This is a genomic window from Rhodoferax sp. RT4P68 (assembly GCF_056521305.1).
The window spans coordinates 118,578-137,018 of the sequence record NZ_JBWMBB010000011.1; the positions used below are offsets into that span (position 1 = coordinate 118,578).

General features: G+C 67.9%; 24 protein-coding genes. 12 read left to right on the forward strand and 12 right to left on the reverse strand.

What is annotated here, in order from left to right; genetic code table 11:
- Positions 1-95: 95 nt before the first annotated feature.
- Together AC099J_RS22230 and AC099J_RS22235 are read right to left on the reverse strand one after the other, a co-directional pair.
- Positions 96-593 carry a substrate binding domain-containing protein gene (locus AC099J_RS22230; protein ID WP_479617471.1) on the reverse strand — a complete coding sequence of 166 codons (498 nt, stop codon included), beginning with the start codon at positions 591-593 and terminating at the stop codon, positions 96-98.
- Positions 565-1,017 (reverse strand): LysR family transcriptional regulator, encoded by a 453-nt coding sequence (locus AC099J_RS22235; RefSeq protein ID WP_479617472.1) that lies wholly within the window; start codon positions 1,015-1,017, stop codon positions 565-567. The genes AC099J_RS22230 and AC099J_RS22235 overlap by 29 nt, the downstream gene beginning before the upstream one ends.
- 175 nt (positions 1,018-1,192) lie before the next feature.
- Here AC099J_RS22235 and AC099J_RS22240 point away from each other — a divergent pair, with 175 nt between their 5' ends.
- Both AC099J_RS22240 and AC099J_RS22245 read left to right on the forward strand, forming a co-directional pair.
- Entirely contained in the window at positions 1,193-1,612 is a 420-nt protein-coding gene (locus AC099J_RS22240; protein ID WP_479617473.1) for a carboxymuconolactone decarboxylase family protein, read from the forward strand.
- A 70-nt stretch (positions 1,613-1,682) separates the two neighbouring features.
- Complete coding sequence (locus AC099J_RS22245; RefSeq protein ID WP_479617474.1) at positions 1,683-2,648, forward strand: Bug family tripartite tricarboxylate transporter substrate binding protein; 966 nt, start codon at positions 1,683-1,685, stop codon at positions 2,646-2,648.
- A gap of 76 nt (positions 2,649-2,724) precedes the next feature.
- On the opposite strand, the gene AC099J_RS22250 is transcribed toward AC099J_RS22245, so the two are convergent.
- The 6 genes from AC099J_RS22250 to AC099J_RS22275 all read right to left on the reverse strand — a co-directional run bounded on the left by AC099J_RS22250 (position 2,725) and on the right by AC099J_RS22275 (position 6,487).
- Positions 2,725-3,693: a toll/interleukin-1 receptor domain-containing protein gene (locus tag AC099J_RS22250; RefSeq protein ID WP_479617475.1), complete on the reverse strand. Its 969-nt coding sequence runs from the start codon at positions 3,691-3,693 to the stop codon at positions 2,725-2,727.
- Positions 3,694-3,779: 86 nt separating this feature from the next.
- On the reverse strand, positions 3,780-4,118 hold the full coding sequence (locus AC099J_RS22255) for a type II toxin-antitoxin system PemK/MazF family toxin (RefSeq protein ID WP_479617476.1): 339 nt from the start codon (positions 4,116-4,118) through the stop codon (positions 3,780-3,782).
- A gap of 4 nt (positions 4,119-4,122) precedes the next feature.
- Positions 4,123-4,320: a hypothetical protein gene (locus AC099J_RS22260; protein WP_479617477.1), complete on the reverse strand. Its 198-nt coding sequence runs from the start codon at positions 4,318-4,320 to the stop codon at positions 4,123-4,125.
- A gap of 163 nt (positions 4,321-4,483) precedes the next feature.
- Positions 4,484-5,194: an SDR family NAD(P)-dependent oxidoreductase gene (locus AC099J_RS22265; RefSeq protein ID WP_479617478.1), complete on the reverse strand. Its 711-nt coding sequence runs from the start codon at positions 5,192-5,194 to the stop codon at positions 4,484-4,486.
- A gap of 35 nt (positions 5,195-5,229) precedes the next feature.
- Positions 5,230-6,144 (reverse strand): phenylalanine 4-monooxygenase, encoded by a 915-nt coding sequence (phhA, locus tag AC099J_RS22270; protein WP_479617479.1) that lies wholly within the window; start codon positions 6,142-6,144, stop codon positions 5,230-5,232.
- A gap of 10 nt (positions 6,145-6,154) precedes the next feature.
- The gene (locus tag AC099J_RS22275; protein ID WP_479617594.1) at positions 6,155-6,487 is read right to left on the reverse strand and encodes a 4a-hydroxytetrahydrobiopterin dehydratase; all 333 of its coding nucleotides are present in this window, start codon (positions 6,485-6,487) and stop codon (positions 6,155-6,157) included.
- Positions 6,488-6,602: 115 nt separating this feature from the next.
- Here AC099J_RS22275 and AC099J_RS22280 point away from each other — a divergent pair, with 115 nt between their 5' ends.
- Positions 6,603-7,088, forward strand: a complete 486-nt coding sequence (locus AC099J_RS22280) for an Lrp/AsnC family transcriptional regulator (RefSeq protein ID WP_479617480.1) — start codon at positions 6,603-6,605, stop codon at positions 7,086-7,088.
- A 110-nt stretch (positions 7,089-7,198) separates the two neighbouring features.
- Here the strand turns inward: AC099J_RS22280 and AC099J_RS22285 are convergent, their stop codons facing one another.
- Positions 7,199-8,638, reverse strand: a complete 1,440-nt coding sequence (locus AC099J_RS22285) for an amidase (protein ID WP_479617481.1) — start codon at positions 8,636-8,638, stop codon at positions 7,199-7,201.
- Positions 8,639-8,778: 140 nt separating this feature from the next.
- Positions 8,779-9,222 (reverse strand): universal stress protein, encoded by a 444-nt coding sequence (locus AC099J_RS22290; RefSeq protein ID WP_479617482.1) that lies wholly within the window; start codon positions 9,220-9,222, stop codon positions 8,779-8,781.
- Positions 9,223-9,327: 105 nt separating this feature from the next.
- Between AC099J_RS22290 and AC099J_RS22295 the strand changes: the two genes are divergently transcribed.
- Positions 9,328-11,730 (forward strand): heavy metal translocating P-type ATPase, encoded by a 2,403-nt coding sequence (locus tag AC099J_RS22295; protein ID WP_479617483.1) that lies wholly within the window; start codon positions 9,328-9,330, stop codon positions 11,728-11,730.
- Complete coding sequence (ccoS, locus tag AC099J_RS22300; RefSeq protein ID WP_479617484.1) at positions 11,730-11,864, forward strand: cbb3-type cytochrome oxidase assembly protein CcoS; 135 nt, start codon at positions 11,730-11,732, stop codon at positions 11,862-11,864. Before AC099J_RS22295 ends, ccoS begins: the two co-directional genes overlap by 1 nt.
- 45 nt (positions 11,865-11,909) lie before the next feature.
- Here the strand turns inward: ccoS and AC099J_RS22305 are convergent, their stop codons facing one another.
- Positions 11,910-12,167: a DUF2442 domain-containing protein gene (locus tag AC099J_RS22305; protein ID WP_479617485.1), complete on the reverse strand. Its 258-nt coding sequence runs from the start codon at positions 12,165-12,167 to the stop codon at positions 11,910-11,912.
- Positions 12,168-12,459: 292 nt separating this feature from the next.
- Here AC099J_RS22305 and ccoN point away from each other — a divergent pair, with 292 nt between their 5' ends.
- Genes ccoN through AC099J_RS22340 form a run of 7 tightly spaced genes read left to right on the forward strand, consistent with a single transcriptional unit; the run spans position 12,460 to position 17,561 of the window.
- Positions 12,460-13,896 (forward strand): cytochrome-c oxidase, cbb3-type subunit I, encoded by a 1,437-nt coding sequence (gene ccoN / locus AC099J_RS22310; RefSeq protein WP_479617486.1) that lies wholly within the window; start codon positions 12,460-12,462, stop codon positions 13,894-13,896.
- Between the two features lie 21 nt (positions 13,897-13,917).
- Complete coding sequence (gene ccoO, locus AC099J_RS22315) at positions 13,918-14,541, forward strand: cytochrome-c oxidase, cbb3-type subunit II (RefSeq protein WP_479617487.1); 624 nt, start codon at positions 13,918-13,920, stop codon at positions 14,539-14,541.
- A 9-nt stretch (positions 14,542-14,550) separates the two neighbouring features.
- On the forward strand, positions 14,551-14,688 hold the full coding sequence (locus AC099J_RS22320) for a cbb3-type cytochrome oxidase subunit 3 (protein ID WP_479617488.1): 138 nt from the start codon (positions 14,551-14,553) through the stop codon (positions 14,686-14,688).
- Positions 14,689-14,703: 15 nt separating this feature from the next.
- Positions 14,704-15,603 (forward strand): cytochrome-c oxidase, cbb3-type subunit III, encoded by a 900-nt coding sequence (ccoP, locus tag AC099J_RS22325; protein ID WP_479617489.1) that lies wholly within the window; start codon positions 14,704-14,706, stop codon positions 15,601-15,603.
- 16 nt (positions 15,604-15,619) lie between these two features.
- Positions 15,620-17,053 (forward strand): cytochrome c oxidase accessory protein CcoG, encoded by a 1,434-nt coding sequence (gene ccoG / locus AC099J_RS22330; protein ID WP_479617490.1) that lies wholly within the window; start codon positions 15,620-15,622, stop codon positions 17,051-17,053.
- A gap of 18 nt (positions 17,054-17,071) precedes the next feature.
- Positions 17,072-17,320 carry a nitrogen fixation protein FixH gene (locus AC099J_RS22335; RefSeq protein WP_479617491.1) on the forward strand — a complete coding sequence of 83 codons (249 nt, stop codon included), beginning with the start codon at positions 17,072-17,074 and terminating at the stop codon, positions 17,318-17,320.
- Between the two features lie 4 nt (positions 17,321-17,324).
- Positions 17,325-17,561, forward strand: coding sequence for a hypothetical protein (locus tag AC099J_RS22340; RefSeq protein ID WP_479617492.1), 237 nt, complete (start codon positions 17,325-17,327; stop codon positions 17,559-17,561).
- Between the two features lie 68 nt (positions 17,562-17,629).
- Here the strand turns inward: AC099J_RS22340 and fnr are convergent, their stop codons facing one another.
- Positions 17,630-18,349: a fumarate/nitrate reduction transcriptional regulator Fnr gene (fnr, locus tag AC099J_RS22345; protein WP_479617493.1), complete on the reverse strand. Its 720-nt coding sequence runs from the start codon at positions 18,347-18,349 to the stop codon at positions 17,630-17,632.
- Positions 18,350-18,441: the final 92 nt, after the last annotated feature.

Genomic DNA, 18,441 nt, shown 5'->3' on the forward strand with positions numbered 1-18,441 from the left:
TTTAGTGCAGAAATCGATCAAATAAACTCGTTGGCGGCCGGACAGGCGCCGTCGTGGTGGTGCAGCACCCGCCGCAGCGATGCGCCGCTGCGAGGTCACGGCCGGTATGGCGCAGCCCAGGCCGGCGGCGTCCGCGCCCACGCTTGCAAATGCTCCAGCAGCAACCGCACGCGCCCCGGCAGATGCCGCCGCGATGAATACAGCGCGACGACATCCAGCGGGCGCGGCGGTGTATCGGGCAGTACCTGCTCCAGCCGGCCGGCGCGCAGGTCGTGCTCGACCATGTAGACCGGATGCACCGACAAGCCTTCTCCGCGCAGCGCCGCCTGGTGCAGCACGTCACCGAAGTTCGCGCACAGGCTGCCGCGCACGCGCACGGCGATCTCATCGGCCCCGGTGCCGCCGAAGCGCCAGATGCCGGTCGGCGACTTGATGGTGTGCACCAGGCAGTTGTGCCGCGCCAGGTCGCGCAGGCTGCGTGGCCGGCCGGCCCGCCGCAGGTAGGCGGGCGATGCCACCAGCACCTGGGGCGCGGTCAGCAGCGGCAGCGCGACGTGGCTGGCGTCATCCAGAGCCGAGGCAATGCGCACCATCACATCCAGCCCGTCGGAGACCAGCGCCGAGCGGCCGTCGTCGATGGAGGAGCGCGATCTGGATGTCCGGGTGCTGGCGCGAGAAATCGGTGACCAGCGGCAGCAGCTGGTGCGTGCAGAACGATTGCGGCGCGCTGACGCGCACCACGCCGCGCGGGGCCGTCACGGTGTCGCGCACGTCGGCCACGATCTCGTCGTAGCGCTCCAGCAGCAGGGCGCCGTTCTCCAGCACGCGCAGGCCGGCATCCGTCAGCCCCACCTGCTTGGTGGTGCGCTGCAGCAGCTGCGCGCCGAGATCGCGCTCGAGCTGGGCGATGTGCTTGCTGACGCTGGCGCGTGACATCGACAGGCGGTGCGCAGCCAGCGTGAAGCTGGTGGCGCGTGCCACTTCGGCGAAGACGTGCAGGCAGGCGAGGCGGTCCATGGCGGTTGCGGGCGTTGTTTCCAAATTGGAACGAGGCATTTTCGGCAGACAGTGCCGCAACACCACCCGTGCTTCCCATAATCGGCACGCACGCCCATGCACCGTTGAACATCTGCTGACCTGGCGTTTCCATTCGGGAAGCAACGGCGCACACCCTACAAGGACCACGCACCCCATGAAAAGTGAAACCTACGAGGCCGGTCTGGCCGTGCGGCGCCAGGTGCTCGGTGACGCGTATGTCGATGCCGCGCTGGCACGCGCGGACGAGTTCACCGGCCCGCTGCAAGACTTTCTGACCGAGCACGCCTGGGGGGCTGTCTGGACGCGCGCGGGCTTGTCGCTGAAGCAGCGCAGCATGCTGAACCTGGCCATCCTCACGGCCATCAACCGGCCCGCCGAACTTGCCATTCACGTGCGCGGCGCGCTGAACAACGGCGTCACGCGCGACGAGATGCGCGAGATCTTTCTGCACTGCGGGGCCTATTGCGGCGCACCCGCCGCGCTGGACGCGTTCAAGACAGCAGCGCGCGTGTTTGCCGACATCGAGGCCGAGAAGGCTGCGCCGGCATCACCTGCGGCATCACCTGCGGCCTGAGCGCAGCCGTCACCGTGGGCGGCTGGCCGCTCCACTTCCCGTTTCTCGACACCATCCACCAGGAGACTCCATGCAACGAAGGCTTGTCTTGCAAGCCGGCGCCGCCGCGGCGCTGGCGCCTGCCGCCCATGCCCAGCCAGCGCTGGAGCGCACCGTGCGCATCGTCGTGCCGTTCTCGGCCGGTGGGCCCACGGATGTGCTGGCGCGCGTGCTGGCGCCGCTGCTGTCCGAATCGCTCAAGCGCACCGTCATCGTGGAGAACCGCGTGGGCGCCACCGGCGCCATCGGTGCGGTGCACGTGGCCAAGGCCACGCCCGATGGCGATACGCTGCTGCTGGGCACCAGCAGCATCATGGCGGCCAGCCCCAACCTGTCGAGCAAGCTGCCCTACGACCCGGTGCGCGATTTCGTTCCCGTCTCGTTGATCGCCACCATCGAGAACGTGCTGGTGGTGCACCCCAGCGTGCCGGCGCGCACGGTGCAGGAGCTGATCGCCTATGCGCGCGCCAACCCCGGCAAGCTGACCTACGCCAGCTCCGGCGCCGGCAGCACCTACCACCTGGGCGGCGAGCTGTTCCGCGCGCAGACCGGCATCGACATCACGCACGTGCCCTACAAGGGCGCGGCGCCGGCCATCCAGGACGTGCTGGCGGGCCATGTGAGCATGATGTTCGACAACATGTCGTCGGCCATCCCGAACATCCAGGCCGGGCGCGTGCGTGCACTGGGCGCGGCCAGCCTGAAGCGCTATCCCAGCCTGCCCGATCTGCCGACGATTGCAGAGTCCGGCGTGGCGGGCTATCAGACCACGATCTGGCTGGCGTTCTTCGCGCCGGCCGCCACGCCGCCGGCGGTGCTGGAGCGGCTGGGCACACAGGTGCACGCGGCCGTGAATTCGTCGGCGTACCGGGAGCGGCTGCAGGCGCTGGACATTCAGCCGGCGACCAGCACGTCGGCAGAGCTGGCGGGCTACCTCAAGGCCGAGTTGGCCAAGTGGAACAAGGTCGTGAAGGACGCGGGCATCAAGGTGGAGTAAGAGCCGTTGCGGCGGCGCGGGCCCGTTGGCGTCCGAGGCGCGCCGCAGCGTGGGCGGGCGGGCGACATCGGCCGCGTCAACGTGCCGCGGCCGAGGCCGCTGCTGCAGGCGTAGCCGCAGCCACAGCCACGCGCGTGGCTTCGAACTCCAGCGGCTTGTTGCTGTCGAACGCGCCGCTGGTCTGCATGCGCAGCGCCAGCCGTTCGTCGGGCGGCTGGCCCCGCAGCTCGGCGCTGTAACGGTGCGTCAGCTCGCGCGATTCGCTGCCCATCGTCTGCTGGGTCCGCGTCTCGAAGTGCAGGTTGACGCCGTCGAACTCCAGCTTGTCGATGGCGCGCGGGTACTTCAGGAAGGACGCTGTGCCCGTCAGCTGCCCGGCGTGGCGCTTGAACTCGAAGCGCTCCGTGTGCCTGGCGCCCCAGCCGTAAGCGACTTCGGCTTGCCAGGTGCCGACCAGCCGCGCAGATGGGTCGGCCGGTTCGGCCGACCCCCAGGGCTTCAGCCAGCACAGCGCCGCGACGGCACTGGCGGCAACGGCCGCGCCCCCCAGCGCCCAGGGCCAGACGCTGCGTTGGCGGGGCCGGGGCGGCGCGATGGCGTCGGCCAGGCGGGCAATGTCGGCATCCCAGTGCGCATCGGCCAGGCTCAACGCATTGCGCCGCGCCAGTGGTTGCATCGGCGTGGGCAGGTCGTCCTCGATCGGCATTTGGGCGCCGGGCAGCAGCACCGGCACCACGCGCGCGCCGCTCTCCAGCGCGATCGCCACCTCCAGCCGCACGAAGTCGTCGGGCTCGTCGATGCGCCGCTGACCGGGCGCCTCCCCGCCGGCCCAGCGCGGGCCGATCAGCACCAGCACCGTCTGCGCACCAGCCAGGCGCGTGCGGATCGCGGCAGCGAAGTCTTCACCCGGCGGAATGTCGAGCACATCGCGGAAGACGCTGCCGCGGCCGATGCGCTTCTCCAGCGCTTCTTCCAGCCGGCCGGCGTAACCGGCGGCATCGTCACGGCGGTAGGAGATGAAGATGCGGTTCGCGGTGGGGTCCATGGGGTGCGATGGAGGTGCCGCGTTGTCCCCCGCGGCACGGGCTCATTGTGGGCCGAGGGGGAGCGGCCAACTCGTCCAGTGCCGCGTCACGGCCCGATGACGCGGGAAAGAATGGCCCGCAGATTGACACGATCCGCTCCGGTCAGCGACCCCATGGTCCGCACGACGAGTGATTGCTCGATGGTGGTGAGCACGGGCTTGAAGACGGACAGTTTGACGAGCCCGGCGCCGTGCCAGTCCGTAACCATGGCCTCACCAAAACCCAGAGGCTGGCGAATCTGGCTCGTGATGGCCATGATGATGTAATCCCGGCGATCGGCGTTGTAGCCGGCGCTGGAGACCACCACAGCGGGACGCTTTTTCGTGCCGGACTGATCGGTGAACGGAAACGGCACCAGCACAACATCGCCGAATGAACAAGACACCGGTTCAGAGCGCGTCGTAGACAGCGTCTTCGTCGTTGTCCCAGACGGCAGCGAAGCTGGCTTCACTGGCCAGCGCTGCGCCCTGGGTCAGACGGCTTTCATCCTCGCGGGCGCGCAGGAAGTCAACGAAGTCTTCGACCTCGGCCATGCGTTGCGGCGGCAACTGCCGGATCTTGTCAATGAGGATGTGGTCCGCCTTCATGGATGGTCTCCCGTGCTTGCGATCAGTGGTTCGTGGCGACGCAGATGCCTTTGGGGGCTCCAGCGACCCGCTGCGTGGTGATTGTCAACGCTGATCGGATAACTTTCTACCGTACGAACGGAACACCACCATGCTGCCGCTACGCGGGGCGCGGAGTGGCCTGTCAGCTCAACCCCGTCACCGGCACAGCCGCCCCATGCACGGCCCGCGCCGCGTCGGACGCCAAAAACACGATCACGTTCGCCAGATCTCCCGGTGCCACCCAGCGCGCCGGGTCGGCGTCCGGCATGTCCTTGCGGTTCTCGGGTGTGTCGATGATCGTGGGCAGCACGCAGTTCACGTTGATGCCGCGCTCGCGCAACTCGGCGGCCATGCTCTCGGTCAGCCGGATCACGGCGCTCTTGGATGCGATGTAGGCGCCCATTTGCGCCGCGCCTTTCTGGGCGGCGAAGGCGCCGACGTTGACGATGCGGCCCTGGCCGGCGGCCAGCATGTGCGGCACCACGGCCCGGACCATGTGCAGCACGGTGCGGGCGTTCAGGTCGAACAGAAAATCCCAGTTGGCAGAGCTGGTCTCGTGCACGGCTTCGCCCATGCGAAAGCCGCCCGCCAGGTTGCACAGCACGTCGATGCGGCCGAATTGGCGCATCGCGGATTGGGCGGCGTTCACGGCCTCGGCGCTGTCCAGCAGGTTGGCGGACACAAAGGCGCGCGTCGGGCCTTCCTCCGCGCCGAAGGCCGCGACAAGCGCTTCGCGATGGCGGTCCACCAGCACCAGGTTGACGCCCTGCGCGGCAAAGGCCGTGGCGACGGCGCGGCCCAGGTTGCCGGCGGCGCCGGTCAGCAGCACGGTCTTGTTCTTGAATTGGGTCATATGGAGATCTCCGTTGTGCGCACGGCGGTGCGCGCTTACGCCGTTTCCTTGGCCTGAACGCGGCGCGCGGCGTGGTAGCTGCCCGTGCCTCGGGTGATGACGCGGTCTTGTGGCAGCACCATGCCCGGGGTGTAGCCATCGTCGTCGCGCACGCGGTCGTACAGCGGCGCGAAGTCGATGCGGGCCAACTCCAGCAAAGCGTCCAGGTGCTCGATCACGAAATAACTTTCCTGGAAATCGTCGATGCGGTAGTGCGTGCGCATGACGCGCTCCAGCTCGAAGGCGATGCGGTTGGGCGAGGGATCTTCCAGTGCGAACAGCGTCTCGGTGTAGCTCGATGCGATGCCGGCGCCGTAGATGCGCAGGCCGTCTTTCTGCTGCACCAGGCCGAACTCGACCGTGTACCAGTAGACCCGGGCCAGCTTGTCCAGCACGCCCAGCGTCTTGGCGCGCAGGCCACCCTGGCCGTAGGCCTGGATGTAGTCGGCAATCGCAGGGTTCATCAGCATCGGCACATGGCCGAACACGTCGTGGAAGACGTCGGGCTCTTCCAGGTAGTCCAGCTCGTGCGGCTTGCGGATGAACTGGCCCGAGGGAAAGCGCCGGTTCGCCAGATGGTCGAAGAACACGTCGTCCGGTACCAGGCCGGGCACGGCCACCACCTGCCAGCCGGTCTTCTTCATCAGCACATCGCTGAGCGCGCGGAAGTCGGGGATCTGCTCGGCGCCGATCGGCAAGTCGTGCATGCCCTGCACGAAGGCGTCGCAGGCGCGGCCGGGCAGCAGCTTGCTCTGGCGCTCGAAGAGCGTCTTCCAGACACCATGTTCTTCGGCGGTGTAGTTCGCCCAGCCTTGGTCGATGGTCCAGTCGGCCGAGGGCGGCGCGGCGTCTTCGGCGGCCAGGCCGTGCTTGGTCTTGGCGGGGGCTTCGGCGGTGGGGGTGTTCAGCATGGCGTCGACCTCAAGCGGTGCAGCGGGCGGCGGCGTGGTCGGCCAGCCGGGCCAGGTCGATGTCGCGCGCGGTGAGGCCGTCGGCATCGTGCGTGGTGAGCACGATGGTGACGCGGTGGTACACGTTCGACCACTCCGGGTGGTGGTTGCGCTTCTCGGCCTGCAGGGCCACGGCCGTCATGAAGCTGAAGGCGGTGACGAAGTCGATGAACTCGTACTGCCGTGTGATCAGCCCGCCGCGCTCAGGGCCATAAGTCCAGCCGGGCAGGGTGGCCAGAGCGGCGCTGCGTTCGGCATCGGTCAGCCGCTGGGGGGCGGCGGTGGGGGGTGTGGGGCTGGCCATGGTGGAGGCGTCCGTGTTCGGGTGGGCGAAGGCTCCACTGTAGGCCGCGAGCGTTGCAATTTCCATGGCATCTGGCGTCAGGTAATCCCTCGCTTGTGCAAGAATCTGGCGCCATATGCCAAACGACGCACCATCAGACCTGGATACGCTGGACCGGCGCATCGTCGCGCTGCTGCAGGAGCGGGGCCGCGCTACCTTCGACGAGCTGGGCGCGGCCGTGGCGTTGTCGTCGTCCACGGTGCTGCGCCGCGTGCGCCGGCTGGAGGAATCGGGCGTCATCACCGGTTACCGCGCGACGGTGGACGCGCGGCGCGTGGGCCTGGCTTTGTCGGCCTATGTGAACGTGAGCCTGGAGAAGCAGTCTGCCGGCAAGGGCACGTCGACACAGGATTTCCGCGCCGCCGTGGCGCTGTGGCCCGAGGTGATGGATTGCGTGGCGCTGACGGGCGAGATGGACTATCTGCTGCGCGTGGCCGTGCAGGACATGGCGCACTTTTCACGCTTCATCACCGACAAGCTGCTGGCGCATCCGGCGGTGCGCGATTGCAAATCCAGCTTCGTGATGGAGGTGCTGAAAGCGGCCGCCGCCGTGCCGGTGTAGCTCGGCTGGCGCGCCGCGCGTGACGTGCGTGGGCGGGAACGCCTGAGCCGGCGCCCCGCCGAGGCGCGGCACCTGGCAGGGCTGCGCCGGGCCAACACGGTCATGGCATGTCAGTCCGCCAGACCATCCGGCCAGCGGTGCCCCCAGGGCGCGGCGGCTTCGTAGGCCGCGCCGATGTCCAGCAGCAAACTGTCGCCCCCGTACGGCCCGATCAGCTGCAGGCCGATGGGCAGGCCCTCGCGCGAGGGCGTGGCCGGCAGCGCCAGGCCCGGCAGCCCGGCGGCGTTGACCCAGCCGGTGTAGGCGGCGTGGCCGCGCGGGCCGACTTCCTGGCCGTCGATCTGCGTGGGGTAGGCCTCGTGCGCGGGCCAGGGCAGGGCAGCGGCGGCCGGCATGGCGATGACGTCGTAGTGCGCGAACATGGCGGCGCTGTCGCGGCGCAGCTGCGTCACCATGCCCATGATCTGCCAGACGCGCGAGCCCGACACGCGCCGGCCCGCCTCGGCGCCGGCCTGGTACTTGGCGCTGGCCCGCGCCTCCCAATCAGGGTGTTGGTCGAACATGGCCGCCAATCCCACCTGGCCGATCTCGGACCAGGCCTGCATCACGAAGCGCACATCCAGCGGCAGCGCGCCGGTGTCGACCTGGTGGCCCAGTGCCGCCAGCTGGCGCATGGCGGCGCTGCAGCTTTCGGCGATCTGGCGGTCCAGCGGATTGGCATCCAGGTGCTCGACGTACAGCACGCGCAGGCGGGCCGGCGCGGGTGGGCGGGTCTGTGTCGCCCAGGCCGCCGCCATGGAAGATCGGTCCGCCGGCGACGGCCCGCGCAGCGCCTCGAACAGCAGCCGCACATCGGCCACCGTGCGGCCGATCGGTCCGATGCAGTCGAAGTCCAGCAGCAGGCCGGGCAGCGTGTGCTGCCGGGGCCACGCGCTGAGCGAAGGCTTCAGGCCCACCAGCCCGGTGTGCGAGGCCGGCCGGCGGATGGAGCCGCCGCCGTCCTGTGCGATCGCCAGCGGCCCCATGCCTGCGGCCACGGCCGCCACCGCGCCGCCGCTGGAGCCACCGGGCGTGAGATCGGGCGCCCACGGGTTGCCGGTGACGCCGAACACCGGGTTGGCGGTGTAGCCGTCGTTGGCGAACTCGGGCACGTTGGTCTTGCCCAGCAGCAGCGCGCCGCCTTCGCGCGCACGGGCCGCTGCCAGTTCATCGAAGCCTGGGCGGTGGTCGGCCAGCGCCGGTGTGCCGCAGGTGGTCGGCAGATCGGCCAGGTACAGGCTGTCTTTCACCGTCATCGGGATGCCGTCCAGCGGCGACAGTGGCTGGCCCGACGCGAAGCGTTGGGTGCTGGCCTGCGCCTCCTGCAGCACGGCCGCGTCGCGGCGCGACACGACCGCCTTCAGCCGCGGGTTGACCGCGTCGATGCGCTGGTGAATGGCCTGCACCACGGCCAGCGGCGTGAGGCTGCCCTCGCGGTAGCGTTGTTGCAGGGTGGTGGCGGGCAGCGCCCACAGGGCGTCGGGTGGGGTGGAGGGTGCGGGTGGCGTCATGTCCATCATGATCGCCGCATACGGCAACGCGCCCCAGATGGCGTCTGCAAAGGCTCGGGCCGGCCAGCCCTGGGTCAACGATCAGGTCGACCTGGAGGCCATCTTCAGGAGCTGACGGCGCGCCGCCGCCCGGCCCGCCCTCAGCGCAGCACCAGCACCGGAATGTGCGAGTGCGTCAGCACATGCTGGGTCTCGCTGCCCAGCAGCAAGCGGCCGATGCCCCGGCGCCCGTGCGATGCCATGACCACCAGGTCGCAATGGTGCTTCTTGGCCGTGGAGATCACCGCCTCTGCAACCTGATCGGAATGCACGACCACCGGCGACACGGTGACCTCGCGCTCCAGCCCGGCGGCCTGTACCGATTTGAGCTCCAGCATGGCGGCGGTCGCCCAATGCTCTTCGGTGCGGGCGACCTCTTTCAGGTCGATGGCGATCGAGCCTTCGAAATAGCTGACAGGGTAGGGCGCGATCACCTTCATCGCGACCACGGTGGCGCCTAGCTTGGCGGCCAGCTGCAGCGCGCTGTCGACGGCCTTTTTCGAGAGTTCGGATCCGTCGGTGGCGACAAGAATGCGTTGGTACACGGTGAGCTCCTGGTGGTTGTGTCATTTCAGAATAGTGGGCCCGTCGGCCGTTCGCATTGATCAGCATCAAGACGCAGCGGGATGGGCGCCTTAAGCTTCGCACCCATGTCCACTGCCGATACTGAGCCCCTGCGCGCCCATGGCCCCGCCAAGCCCGCACTGGCGTGGATCGACGATGCGCGCGAGTGGCCGGCGTTCAGCCGCGCCGTGCCTGCGCAGGGCGCTGATGCGTGGGAATCCAGCCTGGCCATCGAAGGCATGACCTGCGCCGCCTGCGCGCTGAACGTGGAGGCCGCGCTGCGCGGCGTGCCCGGGGTGGTGGCGGCCGAAGTCGGCGCCGCCAGCCAGCGTGCCCGCGTGGTCTGGCGCGCCGACGCGGTGCGCCCTTCGCAGTGGCTGGCGGCGGTGCGTGCGGCAGGCTATTTCGCCGCGCCACTGGACGATCTGGACCTGAAGACCGAGCGGCTGCGCTCCTCGCGCCGCATGCTGTGGCGCTGGGGCGTGGCGGGGCTGTGCATGATGCAGGTGATGATGTATGCGTATCCGGCCTACACCGCAGCGCCGGGCGACATCAGCGCCGATGCGCAAGGGCTGTTGCGCTGGGCGTCATGGGTGCTGAGCCTGCCGGTGATGCTGTTCGCGTGCGGGCCATTCCTGCAGGCTGCGCTGCGCGACCTGCGCGCGCGCCGCGTGGGCATGGACACGCCGGTCGCGCTGGGCATCGTCATCACCTTTGCCGTCAGCACGCTGGGCACCTTCGAGCCGCAGGGCATCTTCGGCGCCGAGGTGTATTTCGATTCGCTGACCATGTTCGTCTTCTTTTTGCTCAGCAGCCGCTGGCTGGAAGCGCGCCTGCGCGAGCGCACCGGCGGCGCGCTCGACCTGCTGCTGCGCCGCCTGCCCGACGGCGTGCAGCGCGAGCGGGCCGATGGCGCTTTGGAGCGCGTGGCCGCGCACCGCGTGGCCGTGGGCGATGTGCTGCACGTCAAGCCCGGCGAGGCCTTTGTCGCCGATGCGCTGGTGCTGGAGGGGCACACGCTGGCCGACGAGGCGCTGCTGTCCGGCGAGTCGCGCCCGGTGCCGCGCGGGCCGGGCGATGGCGTGCTGGCCGGCAGCTACAACCTGGCTGCCGCCGTGCGGGTGCGCGTGAAGGCCGTGGGCGAGGCCACACGGTTCTCGCAGATCGCCACGCTGATGGACGAGGCCGCCCGCTCACGCCCGCGCATGGCGCAGCTGGCCGACCGCATCGCACGGCCCTTCCTCATTGCGGTGCTGCTGGCCGCGGCCGGCGCTTGTGCCTACTGGTGGCCGCAAGACCCTGGTCACGCGCTGATGGTGGCCGTGGCCGTGCTGGTCGTCACCTGTCCGTGTGCGCTGTCGCTGGCCACACCGGCGGCCATGCTGGCCTCGGCCGGTGCGCTGGCGCGGCGTGGTGTGCTGGTGCGCCGGTTGCAGGCGCTGGAGGCATTGGCCAAGGTGGACACCGTTGTCTTCGACAAGACCGGCACGCTGACGCGCGACGCGCTGGCGCTGGGCGAGGTGCGCACGCGCCCCGGCATCGCGCGTGAGCAGGCGCTGGCCATGGCGGCGGCGCTGGCCGGGCGCTCGCTGCACCCGGCCTCGCGCGCGCTGGCCGCAGCCGGGCGGGAGGGGCCGAACGCCGACCACTGGCAAGTCTCCGATCTCGCGGAAGAGGCGGGCGCCGGCATCCGCGCGCGTCTGGCGCGCAACGGCTGGCCGTGGCCGGGCGAAGTGCGCCTGGGTTCGGCCGCGCATTGCGGCCTGCGCCCCGACCAGTCCGAAGAGGGCGCGCTTTTGCAGGCGCGAGGTGGAGGCGCGGCTGTCCACGCTGCACCTGGCGGGGCAATGGCGGTGTGGTTGTGCGATGAACAAGGCATGCTTGCCTCGTTCGAGCTGCACGAAGACCTGCGTGCCGATGCCAAGGCCACGGTGGCGCAGTTGCAGAGCATGGGGTTGCAGGTGCATCTGCTTTCCGGCGACGCCAGCCCGGCCGTGGCGCGTGTGGCGGCGGCACTGGGCATCGCCCAGGCGCGGGGCGGCTGTTCGCCGCAGCACAAGCTGCAAGCGCTGCGCGCGTTGCAGCGGCAAGGCCGGCACACGGCCATGGTGGGCGATGGACTGAACGATGGGCCGGTGCTGGCCGGCGCCGATGTGTCCTTCGCGTTCGGCCACGCCGTGCCACTGGCGCAGGCCCAAGCTGATTTTGTGGTGCCGGGCGATGCGCTGGGGCGCGTGGCCGACACGCTGGCGCTGGCCCGCCGCACGCTGACTGTCGTGCGCCAGAACCTGGCCTGGGCGGCGGTCTACAACGCCGTCTGCGTGCCGCTGGCCGTGGTGGGGTGGATGCCGGCGTGGCTGGCCGGGCTCGGCATGGCGCTCAGCTCGCTGCTGGTGGTGCTGAACGCACTGCGGCTGTCGGTGGCGCTGCCGCCGCTGGAGATCGGACCGGCGCCTGTGCGGCTGCTGCTGCCGGTGGAGGTACGCTGATGGACATTCTTTTCCTGCTGATTCCGCTCTCCGTGGTGCTGGTCTTCTTCATCCTCGGCGGCCTGTGGTGGGCGATCGAGCGCGGGCAGTTCGAAGACATCGAAGCCGAGGGCGAGCGCATCCTGCGCGATTGAAGAGCGCGGACCGCCACGCCCGTCGGTGTCGACGATGGTCAGTCGTCAGCCACAAGCTTTGTCATGAAGCGGGAAGGCTGCCGGATTTCGCAGCGAGGCCACCGACACATCGATGTCCAGCTGAGGCCAGTACAGGTGGTCGTCACTCGGCCTTTCCACGGCGATGAGCTGCTCGATGGTCGCCTTCTTGAACCAGGGGAAATCCGCGAAGGGCACGGCCAGTTCCTCGTCGCCGAGCAGCAACCAGAACCCATGCGTCGAGACGTGGGTGACTTCAGCCGCCGAGATGTCGATACCAGGCATCTTGGATCTCCTGCAAATGCGCGCTGACGACGGCCTGCGCGCGATTCTTCGCGCGAGAAGAAGAACAAGCGGAACGGACCGTCGCGGACGATGGTGGGTGCCATTGGGTCAATGCAGCCGATGGGGTGAGGTCGGTTCGTGCCAGGCGCCGCGCCTTGATTGCTTGCAGTGTGATCCGCGCTGTGGTGCCTCCCCGACGCGCTGCTCTGCCCTTGACCTGCATCAAAGCACAACGCGCCTCACCCTTTGACACTGCATGCAACGCGCATGGAGCGCCAACTGAGAGGCGAGGATGGAACAGTCGAACAACAAGGCCGCGGTCTACAACGACACCGTGGTGCGCCAGTTCACGGTGATGGCCGTGGTGTGGGGCGTGGTGGGCATGCTGGTGGGTGTGATCATCGCGGCCCAGCTGACGTGGCCCGAGCTCAACCTGGGGATTCCGTGGCTCAGCTACGGGAGACTGCGGCCGTTGCACACCAACGCAGTGATCTTCGCTTTCGGCGGCTGTGCGCTGTTCGCCACGGCCTACCATGTGGTGCAGCGCACCTGCCAGGTGCGCCTGTTCAGTGACAAGCTGGCGGCCTTCACGTTCTGGGGCTGGCAACTGGTGATCGTGGCCGCAGCCATCAGCCTGCCCATGGGCTACACCTCCGGCAAGGAATACGCCGAGCTGGAGTGGCCCATCGACATCCTGATCGCGCTGGTCTGGGTGTCGTACGCGGTGGTGTTCTTCGGCACCATCGGCATCCGCAAGGTGCGCCACATCTATGTGGCCAACTGGTTCTACGGCGCGTTCATCATCGCCGTGGCGCTGCTGCACATCGTCAACAGCATGGCCATGCCCTCGGGCCTGTTCAAGAGCTACTCGGCCTACGCCGGCGTGCAGGACGCGATGATCCAGTGGTGGTATGGCCACAACGCGGTGGGCTTCTTCCTCACGGCAGGCTTCCTCGGGATGATGTACTACTTCATTCCCAAGCAGGCCGAGCGCCCGGTCTACAGCTACCGACTGTCCATCGTGCACTTCTGGGCGCTGATCTTCACCTACATGTGGGCCGGCCCGCACCATCTGCACTACACGGCGCTGCCGGACTGGACGCAGTCGGTTGGCATGGTGTTCTCGCTGATCCTGCTGGCGCCTTCCTGGGGCGGCATGATCAACGGTGTGATGACGCTGTCGGGCGCCTGGCACAAGCTGCGCGACGACCCGATCCTGCGCTTCCTGATCGTCTCGCTGTCGTTCTACGGCATGAGCACGTTCGAGGGGCCGATGATGTCGATCAAGACCGTCAACGCGCTCAGCCACTACACCGACTGGACGGTGGGCCACGTGCACAGCGGCGCGCTGGGCTGGGTCGGGCTGATCTCGATGGGCTCGCTGTACTACCTGATCCCGCGGCTGTTCGGCCAGAAGCAGATGTACAGCGTCAAGGCGATCGAGCTGCACTTCTGGAGCGCCACCATCGGCATCGTGCTGTACATCGCCGCGATGTGGATCGCCGGTGTCATGCAGGGCCTGATGTGGCGAGCGATCAACACCGACGGCACCCTCACCTACACCTTCGCCGAGTCCGTCAAGGCCACCTACCCGTTCTACGCGGTGCGCCTGCTGGGCGGCCTGTTGTACTTCGGCGGCATGTGTCTGATGGCCTGGAACATGGTGATGACCATGCTGAACGCGCGCCCGGCGACGGTGGCCATCCCGCAAATTGCGGCGGCCCATTGAACATCACGAACGAGAAAGACCATGTCGCAGAACACCCAGAAGCCGTCGACGCACGAGAAGATCGAGACCAACAACTTCCTGATGATCGTGCTGATCCTGCTGGTGCTGGTGGTCGGCGGGTTGGTGGAGATCGTGCCACTGTTCTTCCAGCGCTCCACCACCGTGCCCGTGGCGGGCGTCAAGCCCTACACCGCGCTGCAATTGGCCGGGCGTGACATCTACGTGCGCGAAGGCTGCTACAACTGCCACTCGCAGATGATCCGCCCGCTGCAGGCCGAAACGCTGCGCTACGGCCACTACTCGCTGGCTGGAGAATTCGTCTACGACCGCCCGTTCCAGTGGGGCAGCAAGCGCACCGGCCCGGACCTGCACCGCGTGGGCGGCAAGTACAACGACGAGTGGCACCGCATCCACCTGATCAACCCGCGTGACGTGGTGCCCGAGTCCAACATGCCGGCCTATGCCTGGCTGGACAAGGATCTGGTCGATGCCCCGCAGACGGCCGCCAACATGCGCGCGCTGTGGCGCCTGGGCACGCCCTACACCGACGAGGAGCTCGCCAAAGCGGCCGAAGACGTGAAGGGCAAGACCGAGATGGAAGCCATGATCGCTTATCTGCAATCCCTCGGCCTGGCGGTCAAGTAAGGACTGACCATGGACATCAACGTTTTGCGTTCGCTGGCCACCGTGGCCTCCCTGGTCTGCTTTCTCGGCATCTGGGTCTGGGCCTGGTCCCGGCGCAACCGCCAGGGCTTCGACGAAGCCGCGCAACTGCCGTTCGAACAAGACTGACGACACGAGAACATCATGAGTGACTTCACAAGCGGCTTCTGGTCGATTGCCATCATTGCGGTGACCCTGGGCGGCATCGCCGGCTGCATGCTGCTGCTCTGGGCGGCTGGCAAAGCCCGGGTTTCGCCCACGGGCGACAACTCGACCGGCCACGTCTGGGACGGCGACCTGCGCGAGATGAACAACCCCCTGCCGCGCTGGTGGGTGTGGATGTTCGTCCTGACCACCATCTTCGGCATCGTCTATCTGGTGCTGTACCCCGGCCTGGGCGACAAGCCCGGCACGCTCAACTGGACGTCCACCGGCGAGCACCAGGCCGACGTGCAGGAACTGCAGGACCGCACGGCCCCTCTGTACGCGCGCTTCGCCGCCATGGGGGTGCCCGAGATCGCCAAGGACGCCCAGGCCATGGCCATTGGCGAGCGGCTGTTCATGAACAACTGCGCGCAGTGCCACGGCTCGGATGCACGTGGCAGCAAGAGCTTTCCCAATCTGTCGGACGGCGACTGGCTGTTCGGCGGTGCGCCGGAGCAGATCCTGGAATCCATCACCAAAGGCCGCATGGGCGTGATGCCGCCGATGGCTGCAGCCGTGGGCTCGCCGACCGACGTCAAGAACGTGGCGCATTACGTGTTGAGCCTGTCCGGCGGCGCCCACGATTCGGTGCGCGCTGCGCTGGGCAAATCCAAGTTCACCGCCTGTGCAGCCTGCCACGGCAGCAACGGCAAGGGCAACCCGCTGCTGGGCGCCCCCAACCTGACCGACAACATCTGGCTGCACGGCTGGGGCGAAGATGCCATCGTGGCCATCATCAACAACGGCAAGACCAACCAGATGCCCAGCCAGACTGGCAAGCTGGGCGAGGCGCAGATCCGCGTGCTGGCGGGGTACGTCTACGGCCTCAGCAACAAGTGATGCAGCGGTAACCCCCATGGCAAGCCGCAAGGTGATCCCGATCCAGCCCGGCAAGACATCGGGCGAGGGTGAGCTCGTCTCTCTGTTCGAGGCGCACCAGACCATCCACCCGCGCACGGTCAGCGGCCTGTTCACCAACTGGCGCTGGGGCATGGTGTGGCTCACACAACTGGTGTTCTACGGCATGCCGTGGCTGCAGTGGGGCCAGCGCCAGGCCGTGCTGTTCGACCTGGAGGCGCGGCGCTTCTACATCTTCGGCCTGGTGCTGTACCCGCAGGACTTCATCTACCTGTCCGGCCTGCTGGTGATCTCGGCGCTGTCGCTGTTCCTGTTCACGGCGGTGGCCGGGCGGCTGTGGTGCGGCTTCACGTGCCCACAGACGGTCTACACCGAAATGTTCCTGTGGATCGAGCGCAAGATCGAAGGCGACCGCGGCGCCCGCATCAAGCTGGAAGCCTCGGCCATGACGATGGAAAAGTTCGTCAAGAAGTGGTTCAAACACATCGTTTGGCTGATGGTCGGGCTGTGGACAGGCTTCACCTTCGTCGGCTACTTCACACCGGTGCGCGAACTGGCCATGGCCTTCTTCACTACGCAGATCGGCCCGTGGCAGGCGTTCTGGGTGTTCTTCTACGGGCTGGCCACGTATGGCAACGCCGGCTTCCTGCGCGAGCAGGTCTGCAAGTACATGTGCCCCTACGCGCGCTTTCAGAGCGCGATGTTCGACAAGGACACGTTGATCGTCAGCTACGACACCGCGCGCGGCGATCCACGCGGGGCACGCCCGCGCAACACCGACCCGGCCGCGCGTGGCCTGGGTTCGTGCATCGATTGCACGCTGTGCGTGCAGGTCTGCCCGACCGGCATCGACATCCGCAAGGGCCTGCAGTACGAGTGCATCGGCTGCGGCGCCTGCGCCGACGTCTGCGACGGGGTGATGGACAAGATGGGCGACGCGCGCGGGCTGGTGCGCTTCACCACGCAGCAGGGGCTGGCGCAGGGCTGGAGCCGCGCGCAGATCTGGCGCCGTGTGATGCGTCCGCGCGTGCTGATCTACTCCACGCTGCTCGTCGTGATCAGCGTGGCGCTGCTGACCAGCCTGCTGATGCGTACGCCGTTCAAGGTCGACATCGTGCGTGACCGGGGCGCCATGGCACGCATCGTGGCCGGCGGCATCGAGAACGTTTACCGTCTGCAGATCATGAACGCGACGGAATCGCACCAGCGCTTCCAGATCACGGCCAGTGGCCTGGCCGGGCTGACGGTGGCCTCCGAGGCCGTGGTCGAGGTCGATGCCACGCAGTCGCGTTGGGTGCCGGTGCGGCTGCAGTTGCCGTATCCGCAACAGGGCGGCACGGCCGTCGGTTCGCACCCCATCCATTTCGAGGTACGCATGCTGGATGGCGACGGCCAGCTGCGCGAAAAGTCTGTGTTCCTTGTTCCGCGTTGAATGCCAGAGGTGATCTCCATGCCCAACCCCCAAGCAACTCCAAGCGTGCGCCCCTGGTGGCGCTACGGCATGGTCTGGATGGTGATCGCCGGCCCGCTGGCGGTGGTGATCGCCGGCGTCGCCACGGCCGTCATCGCGTTCCGTGGTGCCGACCCGGTCGTCCGCAGCAGCCACCCTGCGGTGCGGGCACAGAACCAGCCCATTGCGCTGCAGCCGGCCCTGGTCGGGCGCAACCACGCCGCCACAGGTGTGGCCCCGGCGCGCTGACACCATGTGGATGCGACGCGTGATGTGGATCGGCTGGCCGGCCTTCCTGGCGGCCGGCGTGCTGGAAATGCTGGTGTTCGCCTTGGTCGACCCGCATGACCTGCACTGGCTGGGCCGCGAACTGAACTGGTCGCCGATGGCGGTCTATGCGGCCAGCTTCTTCAGCTTCTGGGCGGTGGCGATCGGCTGCAGCGCGTTGACGCTGCTGCTGGCGACGCCGGAGCGGGGCGCGCAGCGTTAGACGGCGCTCGCGCCGTCGACACCCCGCCGGGCCGTGTTGCGCCGGCCGCCGCCTGGGCCGCAGGCCGTTCAGTGGCAGACCAGCGGGTTGACGATGCGCTGCAGCGCGTCGGAATCCAGGATGCGCAGGTGGCGCTGCTTGACTTCGACGATGCCGTCTTCCGCGAACTTGGAGAAGGTGCGGCTGACCGTCTCCAGCTTCAGCCCCAAATAGCTACCGATCTCCTCGCGCGTCATGCGCAGCACCAGCTCGCTGCGAGAGAAGCCACGCGCGTGCAGACGCTTGACCAGGTTCAACAGGAAGGCGGCAACGCGCTCTTCGGCGCGCATGCTGCCCAGCAGCAGCATCACGCCATGCTCGCGCACGATCTCGCGGCTCATGATCTTGTGCACGTGGTGCTGCAAAGCATTGACTTCCCGTGACAGCTCTTCGAGCCGGTCGAAGGGCATGACGCACACTTCGGCGTCTTCCAGTGCCACGGCGTCGCAGTTGTGCTGGTCGTTGACGATGCCGTCCAGCCCGATCACTTCGCCAGCCATCTGGAAACCGGTGACCTGTTCGCGGCCATCGTCGGTGGCCACCGTGGTCTTGAAAAACCCGGTACGGATGGCATAGAGCGAGGTGAATTTGTCGCCACTGCGGAACAGGGTGGTTCCGCGTTTGACGGGGCGCCGTGTGGCCACAACCTCGTCGATCCGTTGCAGTTCCTCCGGGTTCAGCAGCATGGGCATGCAAAGCTCACGCAGGTTGCAGTTGGAACAGGCGACTTTGATCGTGTGCGGGTTCATGGCGTCCTTTCATGACGTGGCGCAAATTGTCGCAAAACCACTGCGATAGGACTTGATGTGGGTCAAGGACACGATACACGAGCGGCGTCACA

Bases quoted from the DNA above. Each gene is read 5' to 3' on its own strand.
- AC099J_RS22335 (WP_479617491.1), top strand. From the start codon at position 17,072: ATGCCCAACCCCCAAGCAACTCCAAGCGTGCGCCCCTGGTGGCGCTAC.
- AC099J_RS22265 (WP_479617478.1), bottom strand. From the start codon at position 5,194: ATGACCCAATTCAAGAACAAGACCGTGCTGCTGACCGGCGCCGCCGGC.
- ccoO (WP_479617487.1), top strand. From the start codon at position 13,918: ATGTCGCAGAACACCCAGAAGCCGTCGACGCACGAGAAGATCGAGACC.
- AC099J_RS22245 (WP_479617474.1), top strand. From the start codon at position 1,683: ATGCAACGAAGGCTTGTCTTGCAAGCCGGCGCCGCCGCGGCGCTGGCG.
- ccoN (WP_479617486.1), top strand. From the start codon at position 12,460: ATGGAACAGTCGAACAACAAGGCCGCGGTCTACAACGACACCGTGGTG.
- AC099J_RS22305 (WP_479617485.1), bottom strand. From the start codon at position 12,167: ATGCCTGGTATCGACATCTCGGCGGCTGAAGTCACCCACGTCTCGACG.
- fnr (WP_479617493.1), bottom strand. From the start codon at position 18,349: ATGAACCCGCACACGATCAAAGTCGCCTGTTCCAACTGCAACCTGCGT.
- ccoP (WP_479617489.1), top strand. From the start codon at position 14,704: ATGAGTGACTTCACAAGCGGCTTCTGGTCGATTGCCATCATTGCGGTG.
- AC099J_RS22280 (WP_479617480.1), top strand. From the start codon at position 6,603: ATGCCAAACGACGCACCATCAGACCTGGATACGCTGGACCGGCGCATC.
- AC099J_RS22235 (WP_479617472.1), bottom strand. From the start codon at position 1,017: ATGGACCGCCTCGCCTGCCTGCACGTCTTCGCCGAAGTGGCACGCGCC.
- phhA (WP_479617479.1), bottom strand. From the start codon at position 6,144: ATGCTGAACACCCCCACCGCCGAAGCCCCCGCCAAGACCAAGCACGGC.
- AC099J_RS22340 (WP_479617492.1), top strand. From the start codon at position 17,325: ATGTGGATGCGACGCGTGATGTGGATCGGCTGGCCGGCCTTCCTGGCG.
- AC099J_RS22285 (WP_479617481.1), bottom strand. From the start codon at position 8,638: ATGACGCCACCCGCACCCTCCACCCCACCCGACGCCCTGTGGGCGCTG.
- AC099J_RS22320 (WP_479617488.1), top strand. From the start codon at position 14,551: ATGGACATCAACGTTTTGCGTTCGCTGGCCACCGTGGCCTCCCTGGTC.
- AC099J_RS22275 (WP_479617594.1), bottom strand. From the start codon at position 6,487: ATGGCCAGCCCCACACCCCCCACCGCCGCCCCCCAGCGGCTGACCGAT.
- AC099J_RS22295 (WP_479617483.1), top strand. From the start codon at position 9,328: ATGTCCACTGCCGATACTGAGCCCCTGCGCGCCCATGGCCCCGCCAAG.
- AC099J_RS22230 (WP_479617471.1), bottom strand. From the start codon at position 593: ATGGTGCGCATTGCCTCGGCTCTGGATGACGCCAGCCACGTCGCGCTG.
- ccoG (WP_479617490.1), top strand. From the start codon at position 15,620: ATGGCAAGCCGCAAGGTGATCCCGATCCAGCCCGGCAAGACATCGGGC.
- AC099J_RS22240 (WP_479617473.1), top strand. From the start codon at position 1,193: ATGAAAAGTGAAACCTACGAGGCCGGTCTGGCCGTGCGGCGCCAGGTG.
- ccoS (WP_479617484.1), top strand. From the start codon at position 11,730: ATGGACATTCTTTTCCTGCTGATTCCGCTCTCCGTGGTGCTGGTCTTC.
- AC099J_RS22260 (WP_479617477.1), bottom strand. From the start codon at position 4,320: ATGAAGGCGGACCACATCCTCATTGACAAGATCCGGCAGTTGCCGCCG.
- AC099J_RS22250 (WP_479617475.1), bottom strand. From the start codon at position 3,693: ATGGACCCCACCGCGAACCGCATCTTCATCTCCTACCGCCGTGACGAT.